The following is a 22187-nucleotide window of genomic DNA, read 5'->3' as shown; positions in this document are numbered from 1 at the left end:
TCGGGCGATTCAAAAACGCGGCACTACGATGCAGCGGCGGCCTCCTGGGTACCGTTCGCCTCGATCCGTTCGGCCTTGCTGGTGATGTTCTCCAACATCCCGCCGAAAACCACTGCGTGAAAAGGCAGCACGGAGTACCAGTAGAGCCGTCCGGCGAGTCCGTGCGGGAAGAAGATCGCACGCTGGTCGAGGCGTGCCCGTTCGCGACCCACCGGCGTCACCCGTAGCTCGAGCCACGCACCGCCGGGAACTTTCATCTCGGCGCGCAGGCGCAGCACCCGGCCGCGCTCGACGTGTTCGACGCGCCAGAAGTCGAGCGCTTCACCGGTCTGCACGCGGTGCGGGTCGCGCCGCCCGCGGCTCAGTCCGACGCCACCGGCGCACCGATCGATCCAGCCGCGGACCGACCATGCCAACGGGAATGAGTACCAACCATTTTCGCCGCCGATGCTCTCCACGACCTCCCACACCGTTTTCGGGTGCGCGGCACATTCGCGCGAGCGCATATCGGTGTAGACGGTCTCGCCTGCCCAGTCCGGATCCGACGGGAGCGGATCGGACGGAATGGACGGCACGGTGGCGTTGACCCAGTGCGTCTCGATCTCGCCGTTGGCGGTGCGCCGCAGGGCAAGTCGCACCGCATCCCGATAGCTGGTGAGTCCCGCGGGCGGCGGCGGGATGAGCGCGTCGATATCGCGTTCGTACGCGATCGCCTCGCACTGCACCGATTCGATCAGCGGCATCGCGAGCCGTGGCGGCAGTGGCGTCACCAGTCCGACCCACAGGCTGGCCAGCTTCGGTGTGAGCACGGGCAGTACGAGTACCCGGCGTCGTCGCAACTCGGCGACCTCGGCATACACGTTCATCATGTCCACGTATGTCGAAACCTCGGGCCCGCCGATGTCGTAGCTGCGGTTGGGCGAGTAGTCGAGCGTCGCGCAGGCGAGCAGGTAGTGCAGGACGTCGCGGATCGCGATCGGCTGAATCCGGTTGCGCACCCATTTCGGGGTTGTCATCACGGGTAGGCGATTGGTCAGGTGGCGAATCATCTCGAACGACGCGGATCCCGAACCGATTACCGGTCCGGCCTGCAGCACCATCGTCGGTACGTCCGAGTCGAGCAGGATCCGACCGACCTCGGCCCGCGACGCGAGGTGTGGCGACAGCTCACCCGATCCCGGATGCAGGCCGCCGAGGTAGACGATCCGGCCGACCTTCGCCTCGTACGCTGCGGTCGCGAGGTTCTCGGCGCTGCGGCGTTCGGTCTCGGCGAAGGTGTCCGCGGCATCGCTGCTCATCGAATGCACCAGGTAGTACACGACATCGACGTCGCGGCAGGCCGCGCGCAACGAATCGAGGTCGTTGAGATCACCGCGGACTATCTCGACGTCGGCGGACCAGGGTACGTCGTGGAGTTTCTCGGGCGTTCTGGCCAGCACGCGCACGGTGTGCCCGGCCGCAACGAGGCGCGGGGCCAGTCGTCCGCCGATATATCCGGTGCCGCCCGTCACCAGACATCTGACACGTGAATTCTGTTCTGGTGCAGAATTATTCGTTCGCATGGACATGATCTGCAGTGCCCCCGGACAGTGGGAGGCCGATGCGCGGATCGAACCGGCCCGAACTCGACACTACCGAAATAAGTTCCACTTTGCATCGGATATGCATCGAATTGGACGGATGCGGAGACATACGTCGAGCGTCCGGTTCCGCAAAATCGGTGGGGATCAGCAGAGGATGTCGAGCGCCGCGTCCAGCGATTCGGCGAACCGCACGGCGATCGGGAGTTCGGTGATTTCCCAGCCGGGACCGCCCGCCACAGCGACGACCTCGGCCCGAAGCGCGGCACGGAAGGCGGCGGTCTTTGCGGTCTCGGTCCGCTGCGCCCACAGCACCACCGCGCGTGGCGGATCGATTCGGTGGATCGCGGCGGACAGTGCGCCGGGTGGTACGGCGCCGCCGATCATGATCGTGGCAAGTCCGAGTTCGGCGAGCGCGGCCCGCAACGCCTCCAACGCGAGGGTGTGTGTCTCGTTGCTGGTGCAGGCGAGTAGCACCGGCGGCCGGTTGTCGGTCCGTGCCCGGCGCACCTGCTGCAGCGCGGCGGCGGTTGCGTTGGAGAGCAGATGCTCGACGTCGATGCACTGATCGGTATCGGTGCGGCGATCGAGAACGGCCGCGAACAGCGGCCGGCACAAATCGGTCCACGTCGTACGCACGCCGTCGCGCACGAGTCGGGCGACCACGATCGATCGCACGGTTTCACCGTCGAGACGGAACGCGGCGTCGAGCACGCTGTCGAAGTCATCGGGGGCGGGGAGCGGCTCGACGGGGATTTCTGCTGCGGAAGCGCGTGCCGCGCTCTGTGGAGTGGCTCCCGCGCGGATCAGTTGCAGCATGTGCACCAGCCGGTCGATATCGGCCTCGGTGTAGTGGCGGTGTTGGCCCGGTCGATGGCCGTTCGGGCCTATCCCGTATCGGCGATTCCAGCTGCGCAGGGTGGGGGTGGCGATGCCGAGACGCTCGGCTACCGCCTGAACGGTGTATCCGACCTCTGCGTTGCTGTGCATGGCCCGAACCACTCCGACTCCCACTGTCTTCACCGACCCCAACTATAAAACCATGCCGGATGGTTTTCTTTCGTAGGACGTCGGAGTATTGCAGACAGCAAAACCGCCGTGGTCTCGCGCAGACCACGGCGGCGTCTCGTCATAGATCAGAGCTTGTTGAACGCCAGGGAGAGTGCCGACTTCTTGTTCGCGGCCTGGTTGGCGTGAATCACGCCCTTGCTCGCAGCCTTGTCCAGCTTGCGGCTCGCGGCAACGAGCGCCGTGCCGGCCTTGTCCTTGTCGCCCGCGTCTGCGGCCTCACGGAACGACCGGATGGCGGTACGCAGCGACGAGCGCACCGACTGGTTGCGCTGACGAGCTGCCTCGTTGGTACGAATGCGCTTCACCTGGGACTTGATGTTGGCCACGCGAAAAATCCTCTGTTTCGGCTTGTGGGTGGTCGAGCAAGCTTTTGGGCGCTTTGGCGCCGACATTCGAGGATACCAGCAGCGGGACCTGCTCCCAAACCGGTGTGGAACGGCTCACCCGAAATCAGGGGGGCGGCTCCGCAGGCTGCGCGCCCGACGCAAGAAATTTACGTCCCTGGCCGAGCAGTTGGGCGGACGATATAGCACCATGACCGAATGACCCCCCAACTGTCGACGAAGCCGGCTGGCAAATCTGCCCGCGGAGGCCGAACCAACGGCGTATCGCGTCCCGTCTTCGATAGCTACGAGGCCAACGGCTTTGGCCCGGCATTCGACGAGATGTTTGACGAGAAGGGCGTGCGGACGCCCTACAAGGGCATCTACGAGGCACTCGCCCCCGTCGCACCGGCCGATCTCGCGGACCGCTCCGACGCGCTCGGCCGCGCGTTCATCGACCAGGGCGTGACCTTCTCCCTGTCCGGTCAGGAGCGGCCCTTCCCGCTCGACCTCGTGCCGCGAGTGATTGCCGCCGCTGAATGGAACAAGCTCGAGCGCGGCATCAAACAACGCGTGCGGGCGCTCGAGATGTTCCTGGCCGACATCTACGGTGAGCAGCAGATCCTGCGCGACATGGTGATCCCCAAGCGGTTGATCACCTCCTGTGAGCACTTCCATCGCGAGGCCGCCGGAGTGACACCGCCCAACGGCGTGCGTATCCACGTGGCCGGCATCGACCTCGTCCGCGACGAGGCCGGGCAGTTTCGAGTGCTGGAGGACAACCTGCGTTCGCCGTCCGGCGTGTCCTACGTGATGGAGAACCGCCGCACGATGGCGCGGGTTTTCCCCGACCTGTTCGCATCCAACCGGGTCCGCGCGGTCGGCGACTACGCGACGCACTTGCTGCGCGCCCTTCGGGCGTCCGCGGCACTCAATGAAGCCGATCCGACCGTGGTCGTCTTGACGCCGGGAGTGGCGAATTCCGCATACTTCGAGCACTCGCTGCTCGCTCGGCTGATGGGTGTCGAGCTCGTCGAGGGCCGCGACCTGTTCTGTCGCGACAACATCGTCTATATGCGCACCACCGAGGGCGAGCGGCAGGTCGACGTCATCTATCGCCGCATCGACGACACCTACCTCGACCCGACCCAGTTCCGTCCGGATTCGGTGCTCGGCGTGGCCGGTGTCCTGAATGCGGCGCGCGCGGGCAACGTCGTCATTTCCAGCGCGGTCGGCAACGGGGTCGGGGACGACAAGCTCGTCTACACCTACGTGCCGACGATCATCGAGTACTACCTCGGTGAGAAGCCGCTGCTGCCGAACGTGGACACGATGCGCTGTTGGCTTGCGGACGAATGCGACGAGGTCCTCGACCGGATCGACGAGCTGGTCGTGAAGCCGGTCGAAGGCTCGGGTGGCTACGGCATCGTGTTCGGTCCGGATGCAACCCCGAAGGAACTCGATACCCTGCGGCGCAAGATCAAGGCCGACACGCGCGGCTGGATCGCGCAACCGGTCGTTCAACTGTCGACCGTGCCGACCAAGATCGGCGATCAGCTTGTGCCGCGACACGTGGATCTGCGGCCGTTCGCCGTGAACGACGGCGACGACGTGTGGGTCCTGCCCGGCGGGCTCACCCGGGTCGCGCTGACCGAAGGATCGCTGTTGGTCAATTCCAGCCAGGGCGGCGGCAGCAAGGACACCTGGGTCCTCGCCAGCCGTACCTCGGCCGCCGAACGAGAGCTGGCGGGTGACGAACTGGTCGCCGAACCGGACGAGATGACGCAGCCGGAAATGGGCCCCGAGCTCACGATGCAGCAGTCCCAGCAACAGCAACAGCAACAGCAACAGCAGTCGAGCGGCACCGCGGGTGTCGCCGGTGGAGGGATGGGTTGATGCTCGCCCGCAACGCGGAATCGTTGTACTGGATCGGCCGTTATGTCGAGCGCGCGGATGACACCGCTCGCATCCTCGACGTCGCGGTGCATCAACTGCTCGAGGACTCGACCGCCGATCCGGAGCGAACGTCTCGGTTGCTGCTGCGCGCCCTCGGCATCGAGATGCCCGAAGATCTCGAGGGAGAGCTCGACGTCAAGTCCGTGATCGAGGTGATCGCGTTCGACCGAAACCATGGGCTCTCCATCGTCGATTCCATCTCCCAGGCTCGCGAGAACGCCCGGGGTGCCCGAGAGGTCACCTCCAGCGAAATGTGGGAATGCCTCAACACCACCTACAACGGTCTCGCCGAGCGCGAACGAGCGTCGCGGCGCCTCGGTCCGCACGAGTTCTTCCGCTACATCAAGGACCGCGGCGCAATGTTCGCCGGGCTCGCCGATTCGACTCTGAGCCGCGACGACGGGTACAGCTTCCTGCTGCTCGGGCGTTCGCTCGAGCGCATCGACATGATGGTGCGGCTGCTGTTGTCCCGTGCCGGTGACCGCACCTCCTCACCGGCCTGGGTGACCGTGCTGCGGTCGGCCGGCGCGCACGACACCTACCTGCGGACCTACCGCGGCGCGCTCGACGCCACACTCGTCGTCGAGTTCATCCTGCTCGACCGGCTGTTTCCGCGGTCGATCTTCCACGCCGTGCGCGAAGCGGAACGGTGTTTGCAGGAGCTCGACCAGCGTCCGAACAGCCGGGTCGGTGCGCGGCACGAGGCGCAGCGGCTGCTCGGCAGCGCGCGCAGCGAACTCGAGTTCATGCCGCCGGCGCAGGTGCTCGAAGACCTGCAACCGCGGCTGAAGTCGCTGCAGGACATCTGCAGGGCCACCAGCGAGGCGATCGCGCTGCAGTACTTCCACGCGGCGCCGTGGGTGGCGTGGACCGACGCGGGTACTCGCGCCGATGGGTTCGAAGCGGAAGTGGAGGGAGAGCTGTGACCTGGCGTATGCGCGTCGTACACACCACCGGCTACGCCTACGACGGTCCGGTGACGTCGTCGTACAACGAGGCCAGGCTCACGCCGAGGGCCGACCACCGGCAGAACGTCATCCTGAACCGGGTCGAGACGGTGCCTGCGACACGGTCCTACCGCTACACCGACTACTGGGGTAGCGCGGTGACGGCATTCGACCTGCACGCTCCGCATACGGAGCTGGAGGTGAGCGGATCCTCCGTCGTCGAGACCGAGCCGTTCGCCCCGCCCACCGAGGAAGAGTGGAGCTGGGAGGACTTGCGTGCCGAACCGCTCGCCGACCAGTACGACGAACTGCTCGCCCCGACCGCCTACGTTCCGCGCGACCGCAAACTCGCCTCCGTCGCGCGACAGCTGGCCAAGGGCGTTACGCCCGGTGAGGCTGTTGCGCGCGCCGTCGAATGGGTGCACGAGGAGATGTCCTATATCGCCGGTACGACCGACGTGCACACCTCCGCGGTGCAGGCGTGGGACGAGCGCAAAGGCGTCTGCCAGGACTACGCGCACCTGACGCTGTTGTTGTTGCGCAGCATGGGGATCCCGAGCCGCTACGTGTCGGGGTATCTGCATCCCAATGCGAAGGCGGCCATCGGAGAAACTGTCGAGGGCGAGAGTCACGCGTGGATCGAAGCGTGGGTCGGCGGCTGGTGGGGTTACGACCCGACCAACGCGATCCACGTTGGCGAACAGCACGTCTCGGTGGGCGTCGGACGCGATTATGCGGACGTGCCTCCCCTGAAGGGTGTTTACTCGGGCGGAGGATCGACGGCACTCGAAGTTGTTGTAGAGATCACACGACTCGCCTAGCGTGACGCGCGAGGGTATCGGGCAACGGCGCCCACGTCGAAATCGGTAGGCCGCGCCGCGAACGTTGCAGCATGGCCGCACATGTGAAGGCGGGTCCCATGTCAACAGCGCAGGAGTACGTCGAAGCGAAACCCATTCCTACCTGGATGAAGTACGTCGCGGAGGGTATCGGCACCTTCGTGCTCGTGATCGGCGGTGTCGGTACAGCAGTCATCGCAGGCGACAAGGTGGGCCCACTCGGCGTGGCACTCGCGTTCGGCCTGAGCCTGCTGCTGCTCGTGTACACGATCGGCCCGATTTCGGGATGTCATGTCAATCCCGCGGTCACGCTCGGCCAGCTACTCATGGGCCGACTGTCCCCGGTCACGGCGGCGATCTACATGGGCGCGCAGGTGGTCGGCGGGCTCGTCGCCGGACTCGTCCTGTTCGCGATCGCGAACGGGCTACCCACTTATGACCGCGAGGTGAACGGGCTCGGCGCCAACGGTTTCGGGGCGCACAGCCCGTCCGCGGTGACCGGCCCGCTCGGCGCCGTCACGCTGCACGGCTATGGGATTTGGGCGTCGATCGCCATCGAGATCATCCTCACCGGGCTGCTCGTGTTCGTGGTTCTCGCGTCCACCGACAAGGTCTCCGAGGTGCCGTTCGCCGGCCTCGCGATCGGATTCACGCTCGCCACGATCCACCTGATCTCCATCCCGATCGACAACACGTCGGTGAATCCGGCCCGCAGTATCGCGGTCGCGCCCTACCAGGTCGGCGCGATGGGCCAGCTCTGGGTGTACATCGTGTTCCCGCTGGTCGGCGGCGCGCTCGGAGCGGTCGGGTACGCATCCGCCTTCGGTCGGCAGCGCGGCATTCAGGGCTAGCGCCAACCGAACTCCGTGCACAGCCGCGCGGCCACCAGATCGAACGTGCGGCGCTCCAGGATCGCGCCCTCCCGGCGAATCCCCGCTTCGGGAACATCGAGGACCCGGTCGAGCCGCAGCCAGCTCGGCCGGCCCTCGCTGTCCCAGGGGCCCGCCCCGATGCCGAGCCAGTTGCGGTCGTCCGAGCGGTCGGCGTTCGACGACAGCATCAGGCCGAGCAGGGTCTTCCCGTCCCGGCCGACGACCAGCACCGGCCGGTCCTTGCCGCGCGTGGGGTCCTCCTCGTAGGTAACCCAGGTCCACACGATTTCACCGGGGTCGGCGCGGCCATCGAGGCTGGGGGAGTAGACGACGCGGCGGGCGCGCTGCGCGGTCGGTGCCCCCGTCGAGGCGACCGGCCGGACTGGGATGGCCGGTTGCTTGGCGGGTCGATTCAACAGGCCGGAGCGAAGCACCTGGTCGAGCAGGCGGGGACCCTGGGTCCGAACGATTTTCGGACCCTGCTCCTTGGCGATCGTGCCGAGTTGCCTGCCAATGCTGCTCCAACTTGGGGCCATGCTGCGAGCTTAATCAACAACGGCGGGCACGACCGGGGTGGCGCTCGCGGCGGCTACTCCTCGCCCCCATCTTCGTGTGCCATCCAGTGCACGAAGCGGTGCAGCGGGTACATCGCGTCATGCGGGTTGCCGATGGTGCTCGGTCCCGCATCACCGAGGCGGACGATGCGCTGGGCGCCACCGCTGGCGAGGCGGTCACGGTAGTCGGGCATGCGCTCGAACGGAAAGAAGCCGATCGTTTGGGTGGCGACGTTGACGAAGCGGACGGCATCGTCGAGCGAGTCCACGCGTACCAGGTTCGCCGTCTTGTTGATGGGGTGGAAATCCACCGGTTCGTCGGAGCGGATGACCAAGCCCTTGCCGTCGGTGCGTCCCCAGACCCGGAAATCGTCGTCGAGCAGTGCGAGCATGTCGACCTGTTCGCGTAGTTCCGGATCGAGTGGGCGGGCGTCGCCGGCGGCGGCCGCCTTGGCCACGATGTGTGCGTGCAGTCGCGCGGCGAACCGGTCCGCGTCCGCCGGATTGCCCTCGACGTAGACGAACCGGCTTGCGACGCACGCCTCTTGGTTGAGGATCATCACATCGGTGGCAGCGAGTTCGGCCGCACGTTCGAGTTCGGTGTCGGAGGCGAATGCTTCCCGCCCCACCATCGAGATAGACGTCTTCGGATCGAAGGAGACCAGCTGAAATCCGGGACCCAGATACTTGATCACGTTGTCGATCGCGTCGCCGCCGCCCCAGGCCACGATCTTGTCGAAGTACTGGGGGCGGTACAGCACCCGCTCGACCGCCTCGTCGCCACCGCGCCAGTAGACCGCCGACATCGATTTCACGATGGGGTGCTCCGGCTCGATATCGGCCATCGTGCGCAGCACGGCGACCGTGGTGAACGGATCGCTCGACGACATCTTGAATAGGTTGACCGCCTTCACCATCGCGCCCTGCGCTATCGACTTCACCGCGACCCCGGGGGAGTTGCCCGGCAGCACGTGGATCAGCCGCGGCGCGAACGCGCGCACGAAGCTCTCGCGACCGGTGAAGTCCCGCTTCGGGATCCACTCGTCGAGCGCTCGGGGATCGGGAAAGTTCTGTTCGACGACCGCGTGCAGCAATCGGCGGTCGAGGTATGCGGCGGCACCGGCGACCTGCGCTTCGAGCACGGGGCGCGGCAGTACGTGTGTCGACGACATCCGGTCGATGCAGTCGCCGACGAAGGGATTGTCCCGATCACGCAGTCGCTCACCGGTTTCGACGAGAAAGTCGATGATCTCGGCGAGCGGCACGTTCAGCAGCGGCGGCACCTCGGCGCGCGGATGCACCGCGCGGTCGAGGGCCAGCTCCGGTGTCGTGAACGAGACGCCCAGATCGCGGGAGCGGTGCGTGACGGCGTTGCCCTCGACGAGTTCGCCGCGCAGGAAGAATGGGGCGCCGACGGCGGTCTCGGTGCGGGGGCCGGTCATGGTCATGAGAGTCCTCGCACGTAGGCGTCGACGGTGCCCGCACAGCCAATCTTGTCGTCGTTATTCAGGTCCGCGTATCGGGCTATGTCGTTGCGCACCGACGGACCGGCTGCGCCGCATGCGCAGGGATCGAAGTCGAGCGCGATCCTGTCGCCGGTGATGACGCCGCCCCAGCGGCCGTCCAGCGACAGGTCGAAGAATGCCGCCCGTCCCTCGACCTCGCCGTGATCGTGCCGCAACAGCGCATCGCCCTGCTCATCCAGCACCAACGGGACCAGCCACGGTGGCACGTGATAGCGATCGCCCTTCCGGCACTTGGGCATTCCGGAATTGAGCTCCTGCATCGAGTAGTTCTGGAAATCGCGTTCGGGCGGAACGTTGAACGTCTGGTGGACGAATTCCTGGTAGTCGGCGGGTAATTGGGCGCGCTTGAGTCCGCCGCCGACGTAGAGGCAGTTGTCCGGATGGAAATCGTTGGGCGAGTAGCCCATGTCCCGTACCAGAACCGCGGTTTGGTGGAGCGCGTTCCACATACCCGAGATAAAGAGCTTGTCCGCCCGGTGTTCGACCAGTGCCTCGGCCGCCGCGACCAGGGCGCGGTCGAGCGATTCCTGCCTTGCCGCAGAGGTCTTCTCGAAGTCGGCCAGTTCATCCGGTCGCGCGGTTCCCTCGGCGATCTTCTTGCGCAACAAGATCATCGTGGTCAGTGAGCCGACCGTGATCGGCGGAATCGGCAGCCGAAACCGTTCTTTGCCCGGATCGCCGAACGCGGCTTGCTGGGCCGCACCGATCACCAGGTTTTTCGGCACCGCCGCAGTGGGCGCGATGCCGATCATCCGGCGGTCCTGTGCCGGCTTGACACCCGAACCCCAGGCGAAAACGTTGACCGTGTCCCTGCGCGACCAGTCCATGTCGCGCTGCGACGCGGGCAGCATCGCCGACTTGCCGGTGGTGCCGCTCGAACACGAAACATAGTGGCCCGCGCCCTGTAGTCGGTCGATCCAGTCGTCGATATCGGCGACCTCGGCGGTATCGATCGACGTGATCGGATGCGACGAGATGGTGCCCAGCCACTTGCCGAGCCGATCCCATTTTTCATCGATGAGGAAGCTTTCGGGATAGCTCTTGTAGACGGTGTGCGGGAACAGCAGCGCCACCATGTCCTCGCGGCTGTCGATCTCGGTGACGCCGGCGTCGGTCGCCCTGCGGTCGAGCAGCTTTATTCGCCGCCTGCGCTCCTGGAACCGCTCGTTCATCGCCGCCAATTGCGTTTCACGCAACTCGGCATGCGAATACTCGAAGCGGTCGGGCGCATCGACCAGACGGGTAAGTCGTTCCAGAGCAGTTCTCACCGGTTTGTCCCTCCGAGACTCGTCGCCAAAATGGCAACTCATGCGTATCATTATTGGAACAGCGATGGCCGCAGTGCAAGAGGCAATTTCGGGAGGTGCTCGTGACTCGATCGGGTCCGTCGGTGCGTCCCGGCTCGGGACGGCCGACACGCGAGCAGGCTGCCGCGCGGCAAGCGGAGTTGCTCGACACCGCGCTCGACCTATTCCTCGAGCATGGCTTCGAACTGGTGACGTTGGATCAGATCGCCGAACGGGTCGCCATGACGAAGCGGACCATCTATGCCAAACACGCCGACAAGGCGGCGCTGTTTCGCGCCGCGGTCCAGCGGGCCATCGAACGGCAGATCGTGCCGCGGCAGGAGCTCGACGACCTCGATCGCGGCGATCTCCGGGAGACATTGGAGGCGATCGGCCGGTTGCGGATTCGACAGGTGATGACGCCGAATGGTCTTCGGCTGCAACGCATCATCAACGCCGAGAGCTACCGTTTTCCGGATATCTTCGCCGCCAACCTGGAACAGAGCACCATCCCGGTGATCGATTTCGTCACCCGACTGCTCGACCGCGCCGTGGCCACGGGTGAGATCGCGCCGACCAACACTGCGCTTGCCGCGTCGTCGTTCATGAGCATGGTCGTCGGCGGCCAGGTCCGTCCGATCGTGGCGGGCCGGATGCCGTCCACACGAACGCTGGACAAGAAGGTCCGCTTCACCGTCGCGTTGCTGCTCGATGGACTGCGACCGCGCTGATCGAAGGAGAACTGTCGTGACATTCGAGACGACCCGACCGGTGGTGGTCGTGACCGGAGCCAGCTCGGGGATCGGGCGGGCCACCGCTGGTGAGCTGGTGGCCCGCGGCGGGCAGGTGATCGGCGTCGGTCGCGATCCGGGGCGCTGCGCCGCTGCGGCGGCCGAGATTGTCGCTGCAGCCGCCGACGGGGGCCGGTTCGTCATGCTGCGCGGCGATTTCGCCCTGATGGCCGACGTTGCCCGGGTGGCCGGTGAGATTCGCGAGCGGACCGGCCGGCTCGACGTCGTCGTGAACAACGCCGGCGGCGTACGCGATCGGCAGCTGATCACCGCGGAGGGCCTGGAGGCGACGTTCGCGACGAACCATCTGGCGCCGTTTCTGCTCACTCGGGAACTTATGCCGCTGCTCACCGCCACGGCGGCGGATGCGCCCGGGACGGTGCGGGTGATCGCGGTGTCGTCGAGCGCGCACCGGGCGAGCCGCGGCCTGCGGTGGGACGACCTGCAGAGCCTGCGCAATTTCCACCCTTCGGGGGCGTACTGCCAGGCGAAACTGGCGAACCTCTTGTTCACGCGCGAACTCGCCGTCCGGGCGGCCGGGGACGGCGTCGTCGCCTTGGCGATGCACCCCGGTGCCGTCGCGAGCAACTTCGCCTCCCACGGCGACGAACAGATGCAAGCCCACATGGCCGCGATCGACACGGTGCCACCCGAGGAGCCGGCTCGGACCCTGGTATGGCTCGCCACCGATCCCGAACCGGGCCGAGCCGGCGGACGCTACTTCCACCGCATGGCGGTGGAGGAACCCGCACCGCAGGCCTGCGACCCCGACGCCGCGGCGCGGCTGTGGACCGAGAGCGAGAAGCTGCTGGCCGAGGTCGGTTACTAGGCCGCGCTGCCCTGGCAACGAGGGATGGCCCGTTCCGTGGGATCATGAGGTCTGCCGAGAGCCGCGTGATACCAGGAGTCCAGTGCCGAGTTTTGCCGACCAGACCTTTACTGATCCGTCCCGGATCAGGAATTTCTGCATCATCGCTCATATCGACCACGGCAAGTCCACGCTGGCCGACCGGATGCTGCAGCTCACCGGTGTGGTCGAGGAGCGGCAGATGCGCGCTCAGTACCTCGACCGGATGGACATCGAGCGTGAGCGCGGCATCACCATCAAGGCCCAGAATGTGCGCCTGCCCTGGACGCCGCGGATCGGTGATGCGGCCGGCGAGGAAATCGTCCTGCACCTGATCGACACGCCCGGCCACGTCGACTTCACCTACGAGGTGTCGCGTGCGCTCGAGGCCTGCGAGGGTGCCGTGCTGCTCGTCGATGCGGCGCAGGGCATCGAGGCGCAGACGTTGGCAAACCTCTATCTCGCGCTCGACAAGGATCTGACGATCATCCCGGTGCTGAACAAGATCGATCTGCCTGCGGCCGATCCGGACCGCTACGCCGCGGAGATCGCACACATCATCGGCTGCGAACCCGCCGACGTGCTCCGCGTCTCGGGCAAGACCGGTGTGGGTGTGCCGGAACTGCTCGACGAGGTGGTCCGCCTCGTACCGCCGCCGCAGGGCGTCGCCGACGGACCGGCGCGCGCGATGATCTTCGACTCGGTGTACGACACGTACCGCGGTGTGGTCACCTACGTGCGAGTGGTGGACGGCCGGATCGTGCCCCGCGAGAAGATTCAGATGATGTCCACCGGGGCCACGCACGAACTGCTCGAGGTCGGCATCGTCTCGCCGGAGCCGAAACCCACGCAGGGCCTCGGGGTCGGCGAGGTGGGCTACCTCATCACCGGTGTGAAGGACGTGCGCCAGTCGAAGGTCGGTGACACCGTCACCAGTGCCCGCAATGGTGCGGTGGAACCGCTGACCGGCTACCGCGAACCGCGCCCGATGGTCTACTCCGGCCTCTATCCGGTGGACGGCTCGGATTACCCGAACTTGCGCGATGCACTGGACAAGCTGCAACTCAACGATGCCGCGTTGACCTATGAGCCGGAGACCTCCGTCGCACTAGGTTTCGGATTCCGCTGTGGGTTCCTCGGTCTCCTGCACATGGAGATCACCAGGGAGCGCCTGCAGCGCGAGTTCGACCTCGATCTCATCTCGACCGCGCCGAACGTGGTTTACCGGGTGGAGATGGAGGACGGCGCCGGGCATGTCGTCACCAACCCGTCGTACTGGCCGGAAGGCAAGATCCGCAACATTTTCGAGCCGGTTGTGAAGTGCACCATCATCTCGCCGAGTGAGTTCATCGGCGCGATCATGGAGCTGTGCCAGTCCCGGCGCGGCGAACTCGGCGGCATGGACTACCTGTCCGAAACCCGGGTGGAACTGCGCTACAGCCTGCCGATGGCCGAGATCATCTTCGACTTCTTCGACATCCTGAAATCGCGGACCCGTGGCTACGCGAGCCTCGATTACGAGGAGTCCGGCGAGCAGGAGTCGGCGCTGGTGAAGGTGGACATCCTGCTGCAGGGCGAGGCGGTGGACGCGTTCAGCGCGATCGTGCACAAGGACGCCGCATTCGCCTACGGCAACAAGATGACCACCAAGCTGCGCGAGCTCATCCCGCGCCAGCAGTTCGAGGTGCCGATCCAGGCCGCGATCGGCGCAAAGATCATTGCGCGCGAGAACATTCGCGCCATCCGCAAGGACGTGCTCGCCAAGTGCTACGGCGGTGACATCAGCCGAAAGCGCAAGCTGCTCGAGAAGCAGAAGGAAGGCAAGAAGCGGATGAAGACGATCGGCCGTGTCGAGGTTCCGCAGGAAGCCTTCGTCGCCGCTCTGTCGTCCGACGCCGCGTCCGACAAGCCGAAGAAGTAGTTGGCGCACTCAGTCCCGCGGTGATCACGAACGTGTGGCCCCTGCATCCGCCGTGATCACGAGCAAATTGCCCCGATTAGCGCCGTTTCGGAGGCCATTTGTTCGTTGTCGCGAGCCCGAACAAATGGCCCCTTCACTGCAGCGGCAGCGGCCATGCGCTCGCGATCACCGAGCGCCGATGGTCATAGAGTCGTGATCACGGCGAATGAAGGGGAGTGGGACGCATGCTCGACACCTGGTTGACCCGTGAGCTCGGATTGCGACTGCCGATCATCGGTGCACCGATGGGCGGCCGGGCCGGCGGAGTGCTCGCCGGTGCGGTGTCCGCGGCGGGCGGCCTGGGCATGCTCGGCGCCGCGGGCTACACGTCACCCGAGTGGATCGCCGCCGAGTCCGCGATCGCGCGTGAGGCCGGTGGTGGACTCTTCGGCATCGGTCTGCAGACGTGGTCGCTCGCCGACAATCCGGCGATGGTGGATGCCGCGATCGAGGCGCGCCCGACGGTGATCGCGCTGTCGTTCGGTGACCCCGACGGTTATGCGCAGCGCATCAAGGAAGCAGGCATTCCGACACTGTCGCAGATTAATTCGGTGCAGGACCTGCGCCTGGCCGAACGGGCCGGGATCGACGTCATCGTCGCGCAGGGCACCGAAGCGGGTGGGCACACCGGGCGGGTCGCCACGCTGCCGCTGCTGCAGGAAATCCTCGACGCGACCGATCGGCCGGTGCTCGCCGCAGGTGGCATTGCGACCGGCCGTGGTCTCGCTGCCGTACTCGCGGCAGGCGCGCAGGGCGCACTGATCGGCACCGCGCTGCTCGCGAGTCCCGAGGCTGTCGGCCCGGCCTACGCGGTGCCCAGGCTGCTCGCCGCGGGCAGCACAGACACGGTCTACACGCCCGTGTTCGATCAGGCGCGCCACCAGCCGTGGCCGCAGCGCTGGTACGGCCGCGCGCTGACCAACGAGTTCACCGAGAAGTTCCACGACGCCGGCGGGGACGAGGGCGCGATCGCCGCCGCCTACGACGGCGCGGACCCGGATATCGGCGTGGTCTACGCGGGACAGGCCGCCGGACTCGTCAACGCTGAGCGCCCGGCGGGGGACATCGTCGCCGAGATTGCCGCTCGCGCAGAGGAATTGCTGCGTCGCTACGGCTGATCGGCGCGGGCCGCTGCGCGCTGAGCCCTAGCTCGGGTTGTGCGCCGGCTGGAACTGCCCGGTGCGCGCCGACTCCTCCGCCCGAATCACGTGCATGACGGCGTTGATCTGGGCCAGGTGGGTGAACGCCTGCGGGAAGTTGCCCAGGTGACGTCCCGACCGGGTGTCGATCTCCTCGGCGTAGAGCTTGAGCGGGCTGGCGAAACCGAGCAGCCGCTCGCACAGGTGCCGCGCGCGTTGCAACTCGCCGATCTCGACCAGCGCCGAGACCAGCCAGAACGAACAGATCGTGAACGTGCCCTCTTCGCCGGACAGGCCGTCGTCGGTGGTCTCGACGCGGTAGCGCAGCACCAGGCCGTCCTCGGTCAGCTCGTCCGCGATCGCAAGCACGGTCGCCCGCACCCGATGGTCGTCGGCGGGTAGGAACCGCAACAACGGCACGAGCAGCAGCGACGCGTCGAGGGTGTCGCCGTTGTAGGTCTGAGTGAACACCCCGCGTGCGTCGACGCCGTGGGCGAGGATGTCCTCCTTGATCTCGTCGGCGATCCCCTGCCAGGTCTGCGCATAGCTCGTAGCACCGTGCAACACAGCGAGTTTCGCGCCGCGGTCGAGTGCCACCCAGCACATCACCTTCGAGGAGGTGAAATGCTGCGGCTCCCCGCGTACCTCCCAGATGCCGCGGTCCGGCTTGCGCCAGTGCTTGACCGCTTCCTCTACCTGGCGTTTCAGTAAGGGCCACAATGACTCCGGCACCTGCTCGCGTGAACGTACGTGCAGGTAAACCGAATCCAGCATGGTGCCCCAGATATCGTGCTGGGCTTGGTTGTACGCGCCATTTCCGATGCGCACCGGCCGCGCTCCGTCGTAGCCGGACAGATGGTCGAGCTCGGATTCCTCGAGGGTCAGTTCGCCACCGAGTCCGTAGAGCACCTGCAGCGGTACCGGCTTGCCGTCGCGCCGCGACACGTCGCTCATGAACGCGAAGAAGTCGTTTGCCTCGCGATCGAGTCCAAGCGTGTAGAGCCCCCACAGCGCGAACGTGGAATCACGCACCCACGCGTAGCGGTAGTCCCAGTTACGCTCGCCGCCAGGGGTTTCCGGCAGTGATGTCGTTGCTGCAGCCATCAGTGCGCCGGTTGGGGCGTAGGTGAGGCCCTTGAGGGTGAGTGCGCTGCGTTGCAGGTAGCCGCGCCATGGGTGGTCGGGGAACTTGCCGATGGTGATCCACTGTCGCCAACACTCGGCGGTCTGCCACATCTTCGCGGCGGCTTCGTCCCAGGTCCGCGGCGGCGGCAGTTCCGACCAGGACAGCGCGACATAGACCTTGTCGCCCTCGGTCATCCGGGTCCTGGCGCGCGCCTCGCGGCCTTCGAGTCCGAGCCGCAGATCGGTGGTGAGTCTGAGCGTGGGGCCGTAGCCGTCGGCGGGATCGCAGGTGGCGGTGGCCTGCTCGTACACCTTGCCGGTGTATTCCCACGTGGCCGGTGCGCGGTGGTAATCGAATGCCGGTTCACAGCTCATTTCGAGTTCGACGACACCGCTCACGCATTTCACCGTGCGCAGCAGAATGTGCTCGGCGTCCCAGTCCCACGGTGTGCGTCGATGTGTCTTGGACCGCTCTTCGTTGTTGTGCCACGACCCGAGCACCAGCGCATCGCGCACCACCAGCCAGCCGGTCTCGGTCTGCCAGGTGGTTTCGACGATCATCCCGCCGGGCAGGTATCGCCGTGCCGCCGGGACGTTCTGTCCGTACGGTCCGATCCGGAAATGGCCCGCGCTGCGGTCGAGCACGGCGCCGAACACGCTCGGCGAGTCGGGCCGTGGCACGCACATCCACTCGACCGACCCATTGCGGGCGATCAGGCAGTTCGTTTCGCAATCGGACAGGAAGGCGTAGTCGTCGATCGGCGGGAACGCGCTGTGCCGCGTCGTGTTGCCGGCAAACGACCCGGTCTGCGACGAGTCGAGTGTGGCGTCGGAGCCGTTGGCACTCGGGTTCGCAATATCTGCAGCCAGCGGTGGGGACACGATGACATCGTCGTCCGCGGGCAGAACCGTCTGATCGTCCAGGGGCGCCATATGAATCATGATCAGCCCGGCATTGCGTTCCGTCCACACGAGCGCGGGTGAGGGCAGCGACGGGAGATAGTCTGACGGCATGGGACGCATCGGCAGTTGGTGGGACGCCATCGAACTGTGGGTGGCGGGATTGCCGTTCGGTCCGCAGTTCGTCCTGCTGGTGCTCGTACTGTTGCCGTCGAGTTTCGTCATCGCCCGTGCGCTCGACGCGTTGCTCAACGCGGTTCTACGGCTGTTCGGACGGCAGTCCGAGGACGCTGCGACGCAGTCGGACGGGCCGCGCTGATGCCGCGCTCGCAAGTCACCATCGCCCTCGTTGTCCTGCTGATTCTCGTCGTCGTGGCATGGCTGCTCACCCGTTGACTATCGGTGTTTTCGGATGCGCGGTGGGAGTTCTGCCTGTGCTGACCTGCTCTGCTACAGTCTGGCGCGTGACTGCTACCGCCGTTTCACTGGTCCGCCACGAGTTGGCGTTGATCGGTGTCGGCACACTCGCGGTCGCCGACATCGCCTGTCGCTGATCGAACGCTCCGATGGCGCAGAGTTCGCGCCCCCGTCGTCCTGAACAGCCTGTTCCTCGGTCCAGCCCACGCCCGCTTCGTTCGCCGGCGTATCTCGCCGGTTTCCATTATCTCGATCAGAAGGGTCTTTACCCATGAAACGTGGTCTTCGTTCCGTCGCTGTCGCCTTCGCGGCCGTGAGTGCGCTCGCGCTCACTGCCTGCGGCGGCGGCTCGAGCGACGTCGCGGGCGGGTCCGACTCGGATTCGGGCAGTGGTGGCGGCACGCTCAACCTCTACGCCTATGCGGTTCCCAAGCCCGGATTCGACAAGGTGATCCCGGCGTTCAACGCCACGGAGGAGGGCAAGGGCGTCAGCTTCCAGCAGTCCTACGGCGCCTCGGGCGATCAGTCCCGCAAGGTGAAGGATGGCGCCGAGGCGGACGTGGTGAACTTCTCGGTCGAGCCCGACATCACCCGGCTCGTCGACGCGGGCCTCGTCGATCCGGACTGGAACACCGGTGCCGACAAGGGCATCCCGTTCGGCTCGGTGGTGACCGTCGTGGTGCGCAAGGGCAACCCGAAGAACATCAAGGACTGGGACGACCTGCTGCAGCCCGGACTCGAGGTCGTCACGCCGAATCCGTTCAGCTCCGGCTCGGCCAAGTGGAACCTGCTCGCACCGTATGCCGCCAAGAGTGACGGCGGTGCGAATCCGCAGGCCGGTCTCGACTACCTGAACCAGCTCGTGGGCGAGCACGTGAAGGTGCAGCCGAAGTCCGGTCGGGAGGCCACCGAAACGTTCCTGCAGGGCACCGGTGACGTGCTGCTCAGCTACGAGAACGAGGCGCTGTTCTCCGAGCGCAACGGTGACCCGGTCGAGCACGTCACGCCGCCGACCACCTTCAAGATCGAGAACCCCTTCGCGGTGATCAACAAGAGCAAGAACCTGGAGAAGGCCAACGCGTTCCGCGACTACCTCTACACCCCGGAAGCACAGAAGCTGTGGGCGGAGGCCGGCTTCCGGCCGGTCGATCCGGATGTCGCCGCCGAGTTCGCCGCGGACTTCCCGGCGCCGCAGAAGCTGTGGACGATCGACGACCTCGGTGGTTGGAAGAAGGTCGACGCCGAACTGTTCGCGAAGGACACTGGCTCGGTCGCGGTTATCTACGACAACGCGACGAAGTAGAACCAACAGGGGACTGATCGACCGTGACAACTACTCAACCGGCGGTCGCCGGGACCGGGGCGAATCTCCCCGTTCCCGGCGCCGCGCCGCAAACGCGGGGGCCCCGCCGGTTCCGATTCCAGGTGACCGGAACCGTCGGGCCGCTCGGCATCGGCGTCGCGATGCTGTGGCTGAGTGTGATCGTGCTGCTGCCGCTCGCGGCGCTCACGGTCGCCGCCTTCGAGGACGGCTGGGCGGGGTTCTGGGACGCCGTGACCGCCCCGGCGGCGCTGGCTTCCCTGCGGATCACCGTCGAGGTCTCCGTGGTTGTTGCGCTGGTCAACGTCGTGATGGGCACCCTGATCGCCTGGGTGCTCGTCCGCGACGATTTCCCTGGCAAGCGGATCGTCAACTCGATGATCGACCTGCCGTTCGCGCTGCCGACGATCGTGGCCAGCATCGTGTTGCTCTCGCTGTACGGCCCGGACAGCCCGTTGCATGTCCACCTCAATGCCACTCAGCCCGGTCTGGTGGTCGCGCTTGCGTTCGTGACGTTGCCGTTCGTCGTGCGCTCCGTGCAGCCGGTGCTGATCGAGGTCGACCGTGAGGTGGAGCAAGCCGCTGCCTCACTTGGTGCGGGTAACTGGACGACCTTTCGCCGAGTCGTCCTGCCCACTCTGGCGCCCGCAATCATCAGCGGCGCCGGGTTGGCCTTCGCGCGTGCAATCGGTGAGTACGGCTCGGTCGTGCTGATCGGCGGCAATATCCCGAAAGTCACCCAGATGTTGTCGCAGCACATCCAGCAGCAGATCGAGATCGACCGGCCGGTGAACGCCGCCGCGGAATCGGTGGCCTTGCTCGCGATCGCGTTCGTCACGCTGCTCGTGCTCCGACTGTTCGCCGAACGCACAATGCGTAAGGAGCAGCGGCAACGATGAATCTGTCCACGCCCTCCCGCCTCACGCTGCGCTTCGTCGCACTGAGTTATTTGGTCGTCCTACTCCTCGTCCCGGTCGTGCTGATTCTGTGGCGGACCTTCGAAAACGGGATAGGGATGTTCATCGACTCGATCAGCACGCCCGCCGCGATCGCGGCGCTGCAGCTTTCGCTGCTGATTGTCGCGATTGTCGTGCCGATCAACGTCGTGTTCGGCATCCTCACCGCGATCGCGCTGGTACGCGGCCGGTTCCCCGGGCGGTCTCTGATGCAGGGCATCGTCGACCTGCCGTTCGCCGTGTCGCCCATCGTCGTCGGTGTCTCGTTGATCCTGCTGTGGGGCTCGAGCGGCTGGTTCGGCGGTGTCGAAAACCTAGGGTTCAAGGTGATCTTCGGGCTGCCCGGCATGGTGCTCGCGACGATCTTCGTGACGCTTCCCTTCGTCGTCCGCGAGGTCGAGCCGGTGCTGCACGAGATCGGCGACGAGCAGGAACAGGCCGCGGCCACTCTCGGCGCGTCGAACTGGCAGACCTTCTGGCGCATCACACTGCCGGCGATCCGCTGGGGCCTCACCTACGGCATCGTCCTGACCGTCGCCCGTTCGCTCGGTGAGTTCGGCGCGGTCATCATGGTGTCGTCGGGATTCCCCGGGGTGTCTCAGACGTTGACCCTGTTGGTGCACTCCCGCTACATCGACGATCACAACACCTACGGCGCCTACTCGGCGGCCACACTGCTGATGTGCATTGCACTGCTGACACTGTTGGCGATGACGCTGCTCGACCGCAAGAGGGAGTCGAAATGATCACCGTGACCGGCGCGAACAAGCACTACGGTGACTTCGCCGCGCTCGATGACGTGACGCTGGAAATTCCGTCCGGCTCGCTCACCGCGCTGCTCGGTCCTTCGGGGTCGGGGAAGTCGACGCTACTGCGCTCGATTGCCGGGCTGGAGTCGCTGGACTCGGGCACCGTGATCATCGCGGGCAAGGATGTCACTCGGATAGCCCCGCAGAAGCGGGATATCGGGTTCGTCTTCCAGCACTATGCCGCCTTCAAGCACATGACGGTGCGTGACAACGTGGCGTTCGGCCTGAAGATCCGTAAGCGCCCCAAGGCCGAGATCGCCAAGCGGGTCGACGAGTTGCTCGGCATCGTCGGACTCGACGGCTTCCAGCACCGCTACCCGGCCCAGCTTTCGGGCGGTCAGCGGCAGCGCATGGCGCTCGCGCGTGCCCTCGCGGTGGATCCGCAGGTGCTGCTGCTGGACGAGCCGTTCGGTGCGCTCGACGCCAAGGTCCGCGCGGACCTGCGCAAGTGGCTCCGTCGGCTGCACGACGAGGTGCACGTCACCACGGTGCTCGTGACCCACGATCAGGAGGAGGCGCTCGACGTCGCCGATCGGATCGCGGTGCTCAACCGCGGCCGCATCGAGCAGGTCGGTCCGCCGGACGAGGTGTACGACACTCCGGCGAACGAGTTCGTCATGTCCTTCCTCGGCGAGGTCGCGAAGCTGAACGGTCAGCTGGTCCGGCCGCACGATATCCGCGTCGGCCGGACGCCCGACCTGGCCGTCGCTCGCGACGAGGGCACTGCGGAAACCGCCGGCGTGACTCGCGCGCAGGTCGAGCGCGTCGTGCGGCTCGGCTTCGAGGTCCGCGTCGATCTGCGCAACGCCGCCACCAATGACCAGTTCTCCGCCCAGATCACCCGCGGTGACGCGGCCGCACTGCATCTTGCCGAGGGCGAGACGGTGTACGCCCGGGCCACCAAGGTGCCCGATCTGCCGGAGCAGTCCGTGAGCGAGCCTGCGGCCGAGCCCGCCGTCGTGGGGTGA

21 protein-coding genes are annotated in these 22187 nt (G+C 66.3%); 14 read left to right on the top strand and 7 right to left on the bottom strand.

Going from position 1 to position 22187, the window contains the following annotated elements:
* Positions 1-23 precede the first annotated feature (23 nt).
* The 3 genes from OG921_RS06190 to rpsT form a co-directional block, all read right to left on the bottom strand.
* Positions 24-1562, bottom strand: a complete 1539-nt coding sequence (locus OG921_RS06190; protein ID WP_266111471.1) for an SDR family oxidoreductase — start codon at positions 1560-1562, stop codon at positions 24-26.
* Between the two features lie 165 nt (positions 1563-1727).
* The gene (locus tag OG921_RS06185) at positions 1728-2603 is read right to left on the bottom strand and encodes a MerR family transcriptional regulator (RefSeq protein ID WP_266111470.1); all 876 of its coding nucleotides are present in this window, start codon (positions 2601-2603) and stop codon (positions 1728-1730) included.
* Between the two features lie 113 nt (positions 2604-2716).
* Positions 2717-2977, bottom strand: coding sequence for a 30S ribosomal protein S20 (gene rpsT, locus OG921_RS06180; RefSeq protein WP_266111469.1), 261 nt, complete (start codon positions 2975-2977; stop codon positions 2717-2719).
* A gap of 339 nt (positions 2978-3316) precedes the next feature.
* Here rpsT and OG921_RS06175 point away from each other — a divergent pair, with 339 nt between their 5' ends.
* The 4 genes from OG921_RS06175 (at position 3317) to OG921_RS06160 (ending at position 7567) form a co-directional block, all read left to right on the top strand.
* Positions 3317-4870: a circularly permuted type 2 ATP-grasp protein gene (locus OG921_RS06175; RefSeq protein ID WP_266111643.1), complete on the top strand. Its 1554-nt coding sequence runs from the start codon at positions 3317-3319 to the stop codon at positions 4868-4870.
* Positions 4870-5856, top strand: coding sequence for an alpha-E domain-containing protein (locus OG921_RS06170; protein ID WP_266111468.1), 987 nt, complete (start codon positions 4870-4872; stop codon positions 5854-5856). The genes OG921_RS06175 and OG921_RS06170 overlap by 1 nt, the downstream gene beginning before the upstream one ends.
* 8 nt (positions 5857-5864) lie before the next feature.
* Positions 5865-6698, top strand: coding sequence for a transglutaminase family protein (locus OG921_RS06165; protein WP_266111642.1), 834 nt, complete (start codon positions 5865-5867; stop codon positions 6696-6698).
* Positions 6699-6796: 98 nt separating this feature from the next.
* Positions 6797-7567 (top strand): aquaporin, encoded by a 771-nt coding sequence (locus OG921_RS06160; RefSeq protein ID WP_266111467.1) that lies wholly within the window; start codon positions 6797-6799, stop codon positions 7565-7567.
* On the opposite strand, the gene OG921_RS06155 is transcribed toward OG921_RS06160, so the two are convergent.
* The 3 genes from OG921_RS06155 to OG921_RS06145 are packed head-to-tail and all read right to left on the bottom strand — an operon-like array spanning position 7564 to position 10936.
* The gene (locus OG921_RS06155) at positions 7564-8124 is read right to left on the bottom strand and encodes a type II toxin-antitoxin system PemK/MazF family toxin (protein ID WP_266111466.1); all 561 of its coding nucleotides are present in this window, start codon (positions 8122-8124) and stop codon (positions 7564-7566) included. The genes OG921_RS06160 and OG921_RS06155 overlap by 4 nt on opposite strands.
* Positions 8125-8177: 53 nt before the next feature.
* Entirely contained in the window at positions 8178-9584 is a 1407-nt protein-coding gene (locus OG921_RS06150) for an acyl-CoA reductase (RefSeq protein ID WP_266111465.1), read from the bottom strand.
* Between the two features lie 2 nt (positions 9585-9586).
* The gene (locus tag OG921_RS06145) at positions 9587-10936 is read right to left on the bottom strand and encodes a hypothetical protein (RefSeq protein ID WP_266111464.1); all 1350 of its coding nucleotides are present in this window, start codon (positions 10934-10936) and stop codon (positions 9587-9589) included.
* Positions 10937-11037: 101 nt separating this feature from the next.
* Here OG921_RS06145 and OG921_RS06140 point away from each other — a divergent pair, with 101 nt between their 5' ends.
* The 4 genes from OG921_RS06140 (at position 11038) to OG921_RS06125 (ending at position 15670) form a co-directional block, all read left to right on the top strand.
* A complete protein-coding gene (locus OG921_RS06140; RefSeq protein ID WP_266111463.1) occupies positions 11038-11685 on the top strand; it encodes a TetR/AcrR family transcriptional regulator in 648 nt (215 codons plus the stop codon).
* A 16-nt stretch (positions 11686-11701) separates the two neighbouring features.
* Positions 11702-12574, top strand: coding sequence for an SDR family NAD(P)-dependent oxidoreductase (locus OG921_RS06135; protein WP_266111462.1), 873 nt, complete (start codon positions 11702-11704; stop codon positions 12572-12574).
* An 82-nt stretch (positions 12575-12656) separates the two neighbouring features.
* Positions 12657-14513, top strand: coding sequence for a translation elongation factor 4 (gene lepA, locus OG921_RS06130; protein ID WP_266111461.1), 1857 nt, complete (start codon positions 12657-12659; stop codon positions 14511-14513).
* 224 nt (positions 14514-14737) lie between these two features.
* Positions 14738-15670 carry a nitronate monooxygenase family protein gene (locus tag OG921_RS06125; protein ID WP_266111460.1) on the top strand — a complete coding sequence of 311 codons (933 nt, stop codon included), beginning with the start codon at positions 14738-14740 and terminating at the stop codon, positions 15668-15670.
* A gap of 27 nt (positions 15671-15697) precedes the next feature.
* Here OG921_RS06125 and OG921_RS06120 read toward each other — a convergent pair whose 3' ends face one another.
* Positions 15698-17749, bottom strand: a complete 2052-nt coding sequence (locus OG921_RS06120) for a glycoside hydrolase family 15 protein (RefSeq protein ID WP_266111641.1) — start codon at positions 17747-17749, stop codon at positions 15698-15700.
* A 79-nt stretch (positions 17750-17828) separates the two neighbouring features.
* Between OG921_RS06120 and OG921_RS06115 the strand changes: the two genes are divergently transcribed.
* The 6 genes from OG921_RS06115 to OG921_RS06095 all read left to right on the top strand — a co-directional run bounded on the left by OG921_RS06115 (position 17829) and on the right by OG921_RS06095 (position 22187).
* The gene (locus OG921_RS06115) at positions 17829-18035 is read left to right on the top strand and encodes a hypothetical protein (RefSeq protein ID WP_266111459.1); all 207 of its coding nucleotides are present in this window, start codon (positions 17829-17831) and stop codon (positions 18033-18035) included.
* A gap of 145 nt (positions 18036-18180) precedes the next feature.
* A complete protein-coding gene (locus OG921_RS26605) occupies positions 18181-18270 on the top strand; it encodes an Ms4533A family Cys-rich leader peptide (protein ID WP_323182700.1) in 90 nt (29 codons plus the stop codon).
* A gap of 134 nt (positions 18271-18404) precedes the next feature.
* Complete coding sequence (locus OG921_RS06110; RefSeq protein ID WP_266111458.1) at positions 18405-19436, top strand: sulfate ABC transporter substrate-binding protein; 1032 nt, start codon at positions 18405-18407, stop codon at positions 19434-19436.
* 122 nt (positions 19437-19558) lie between these two features.
* A complete protein-coding gene (gene cysT, locus OG921_RS06105) occupies positions 19559-20353 on the top strand; it encodes a sulfate ABC transporter permease subunit CysT (RefSeq protein ID WP_266111457.1) in 795 nt (264 codons plus the stop codon).
* A complete protein-coding gene (gene cysW / locus OG921_RS06100; RefSeq protein WP_266111456.1) occupies positions 20350-21156 on the top strand; it encodes a sulfate ABC transporter permease subunit CysW in 807 nt (268 codons plus the stop codon). The genes cysT and cysW overlap by 4 nt, the downstream gene beginning before the upstream one ends.
* The gene (locus tag OG921_RS06095; RefSeq protein ID WP_266111455.1) at positions 21153-22187 is read left to right on the top strand and encodes a sulfate/molybdate ABC transporter ATP-binding protein; all 1035 of its coding nucleotides are present in this window, start codon (positions 21153-21155) and stop codon (positions 22185-22187) included. Before cysW ends, OG921_RS06095 begins: the two co-directional genes overlap by 4 nt.

It is taken from the genome of Aldersonia sp. NBC_00410 (genome assembly GCF_026342035.1).
In the GTDB taxonomy this organism is placed as follows: domain Bacteria; phylum Actinomycetota; class Actinomycetes; order Mycobacteriales; family Mycobacteriaceae; genus Aldersonia.
Note: the sequence above shows the minus strand (reverse complement) of the source record. Positions and strands in the feature narration are given on the sequence as shown.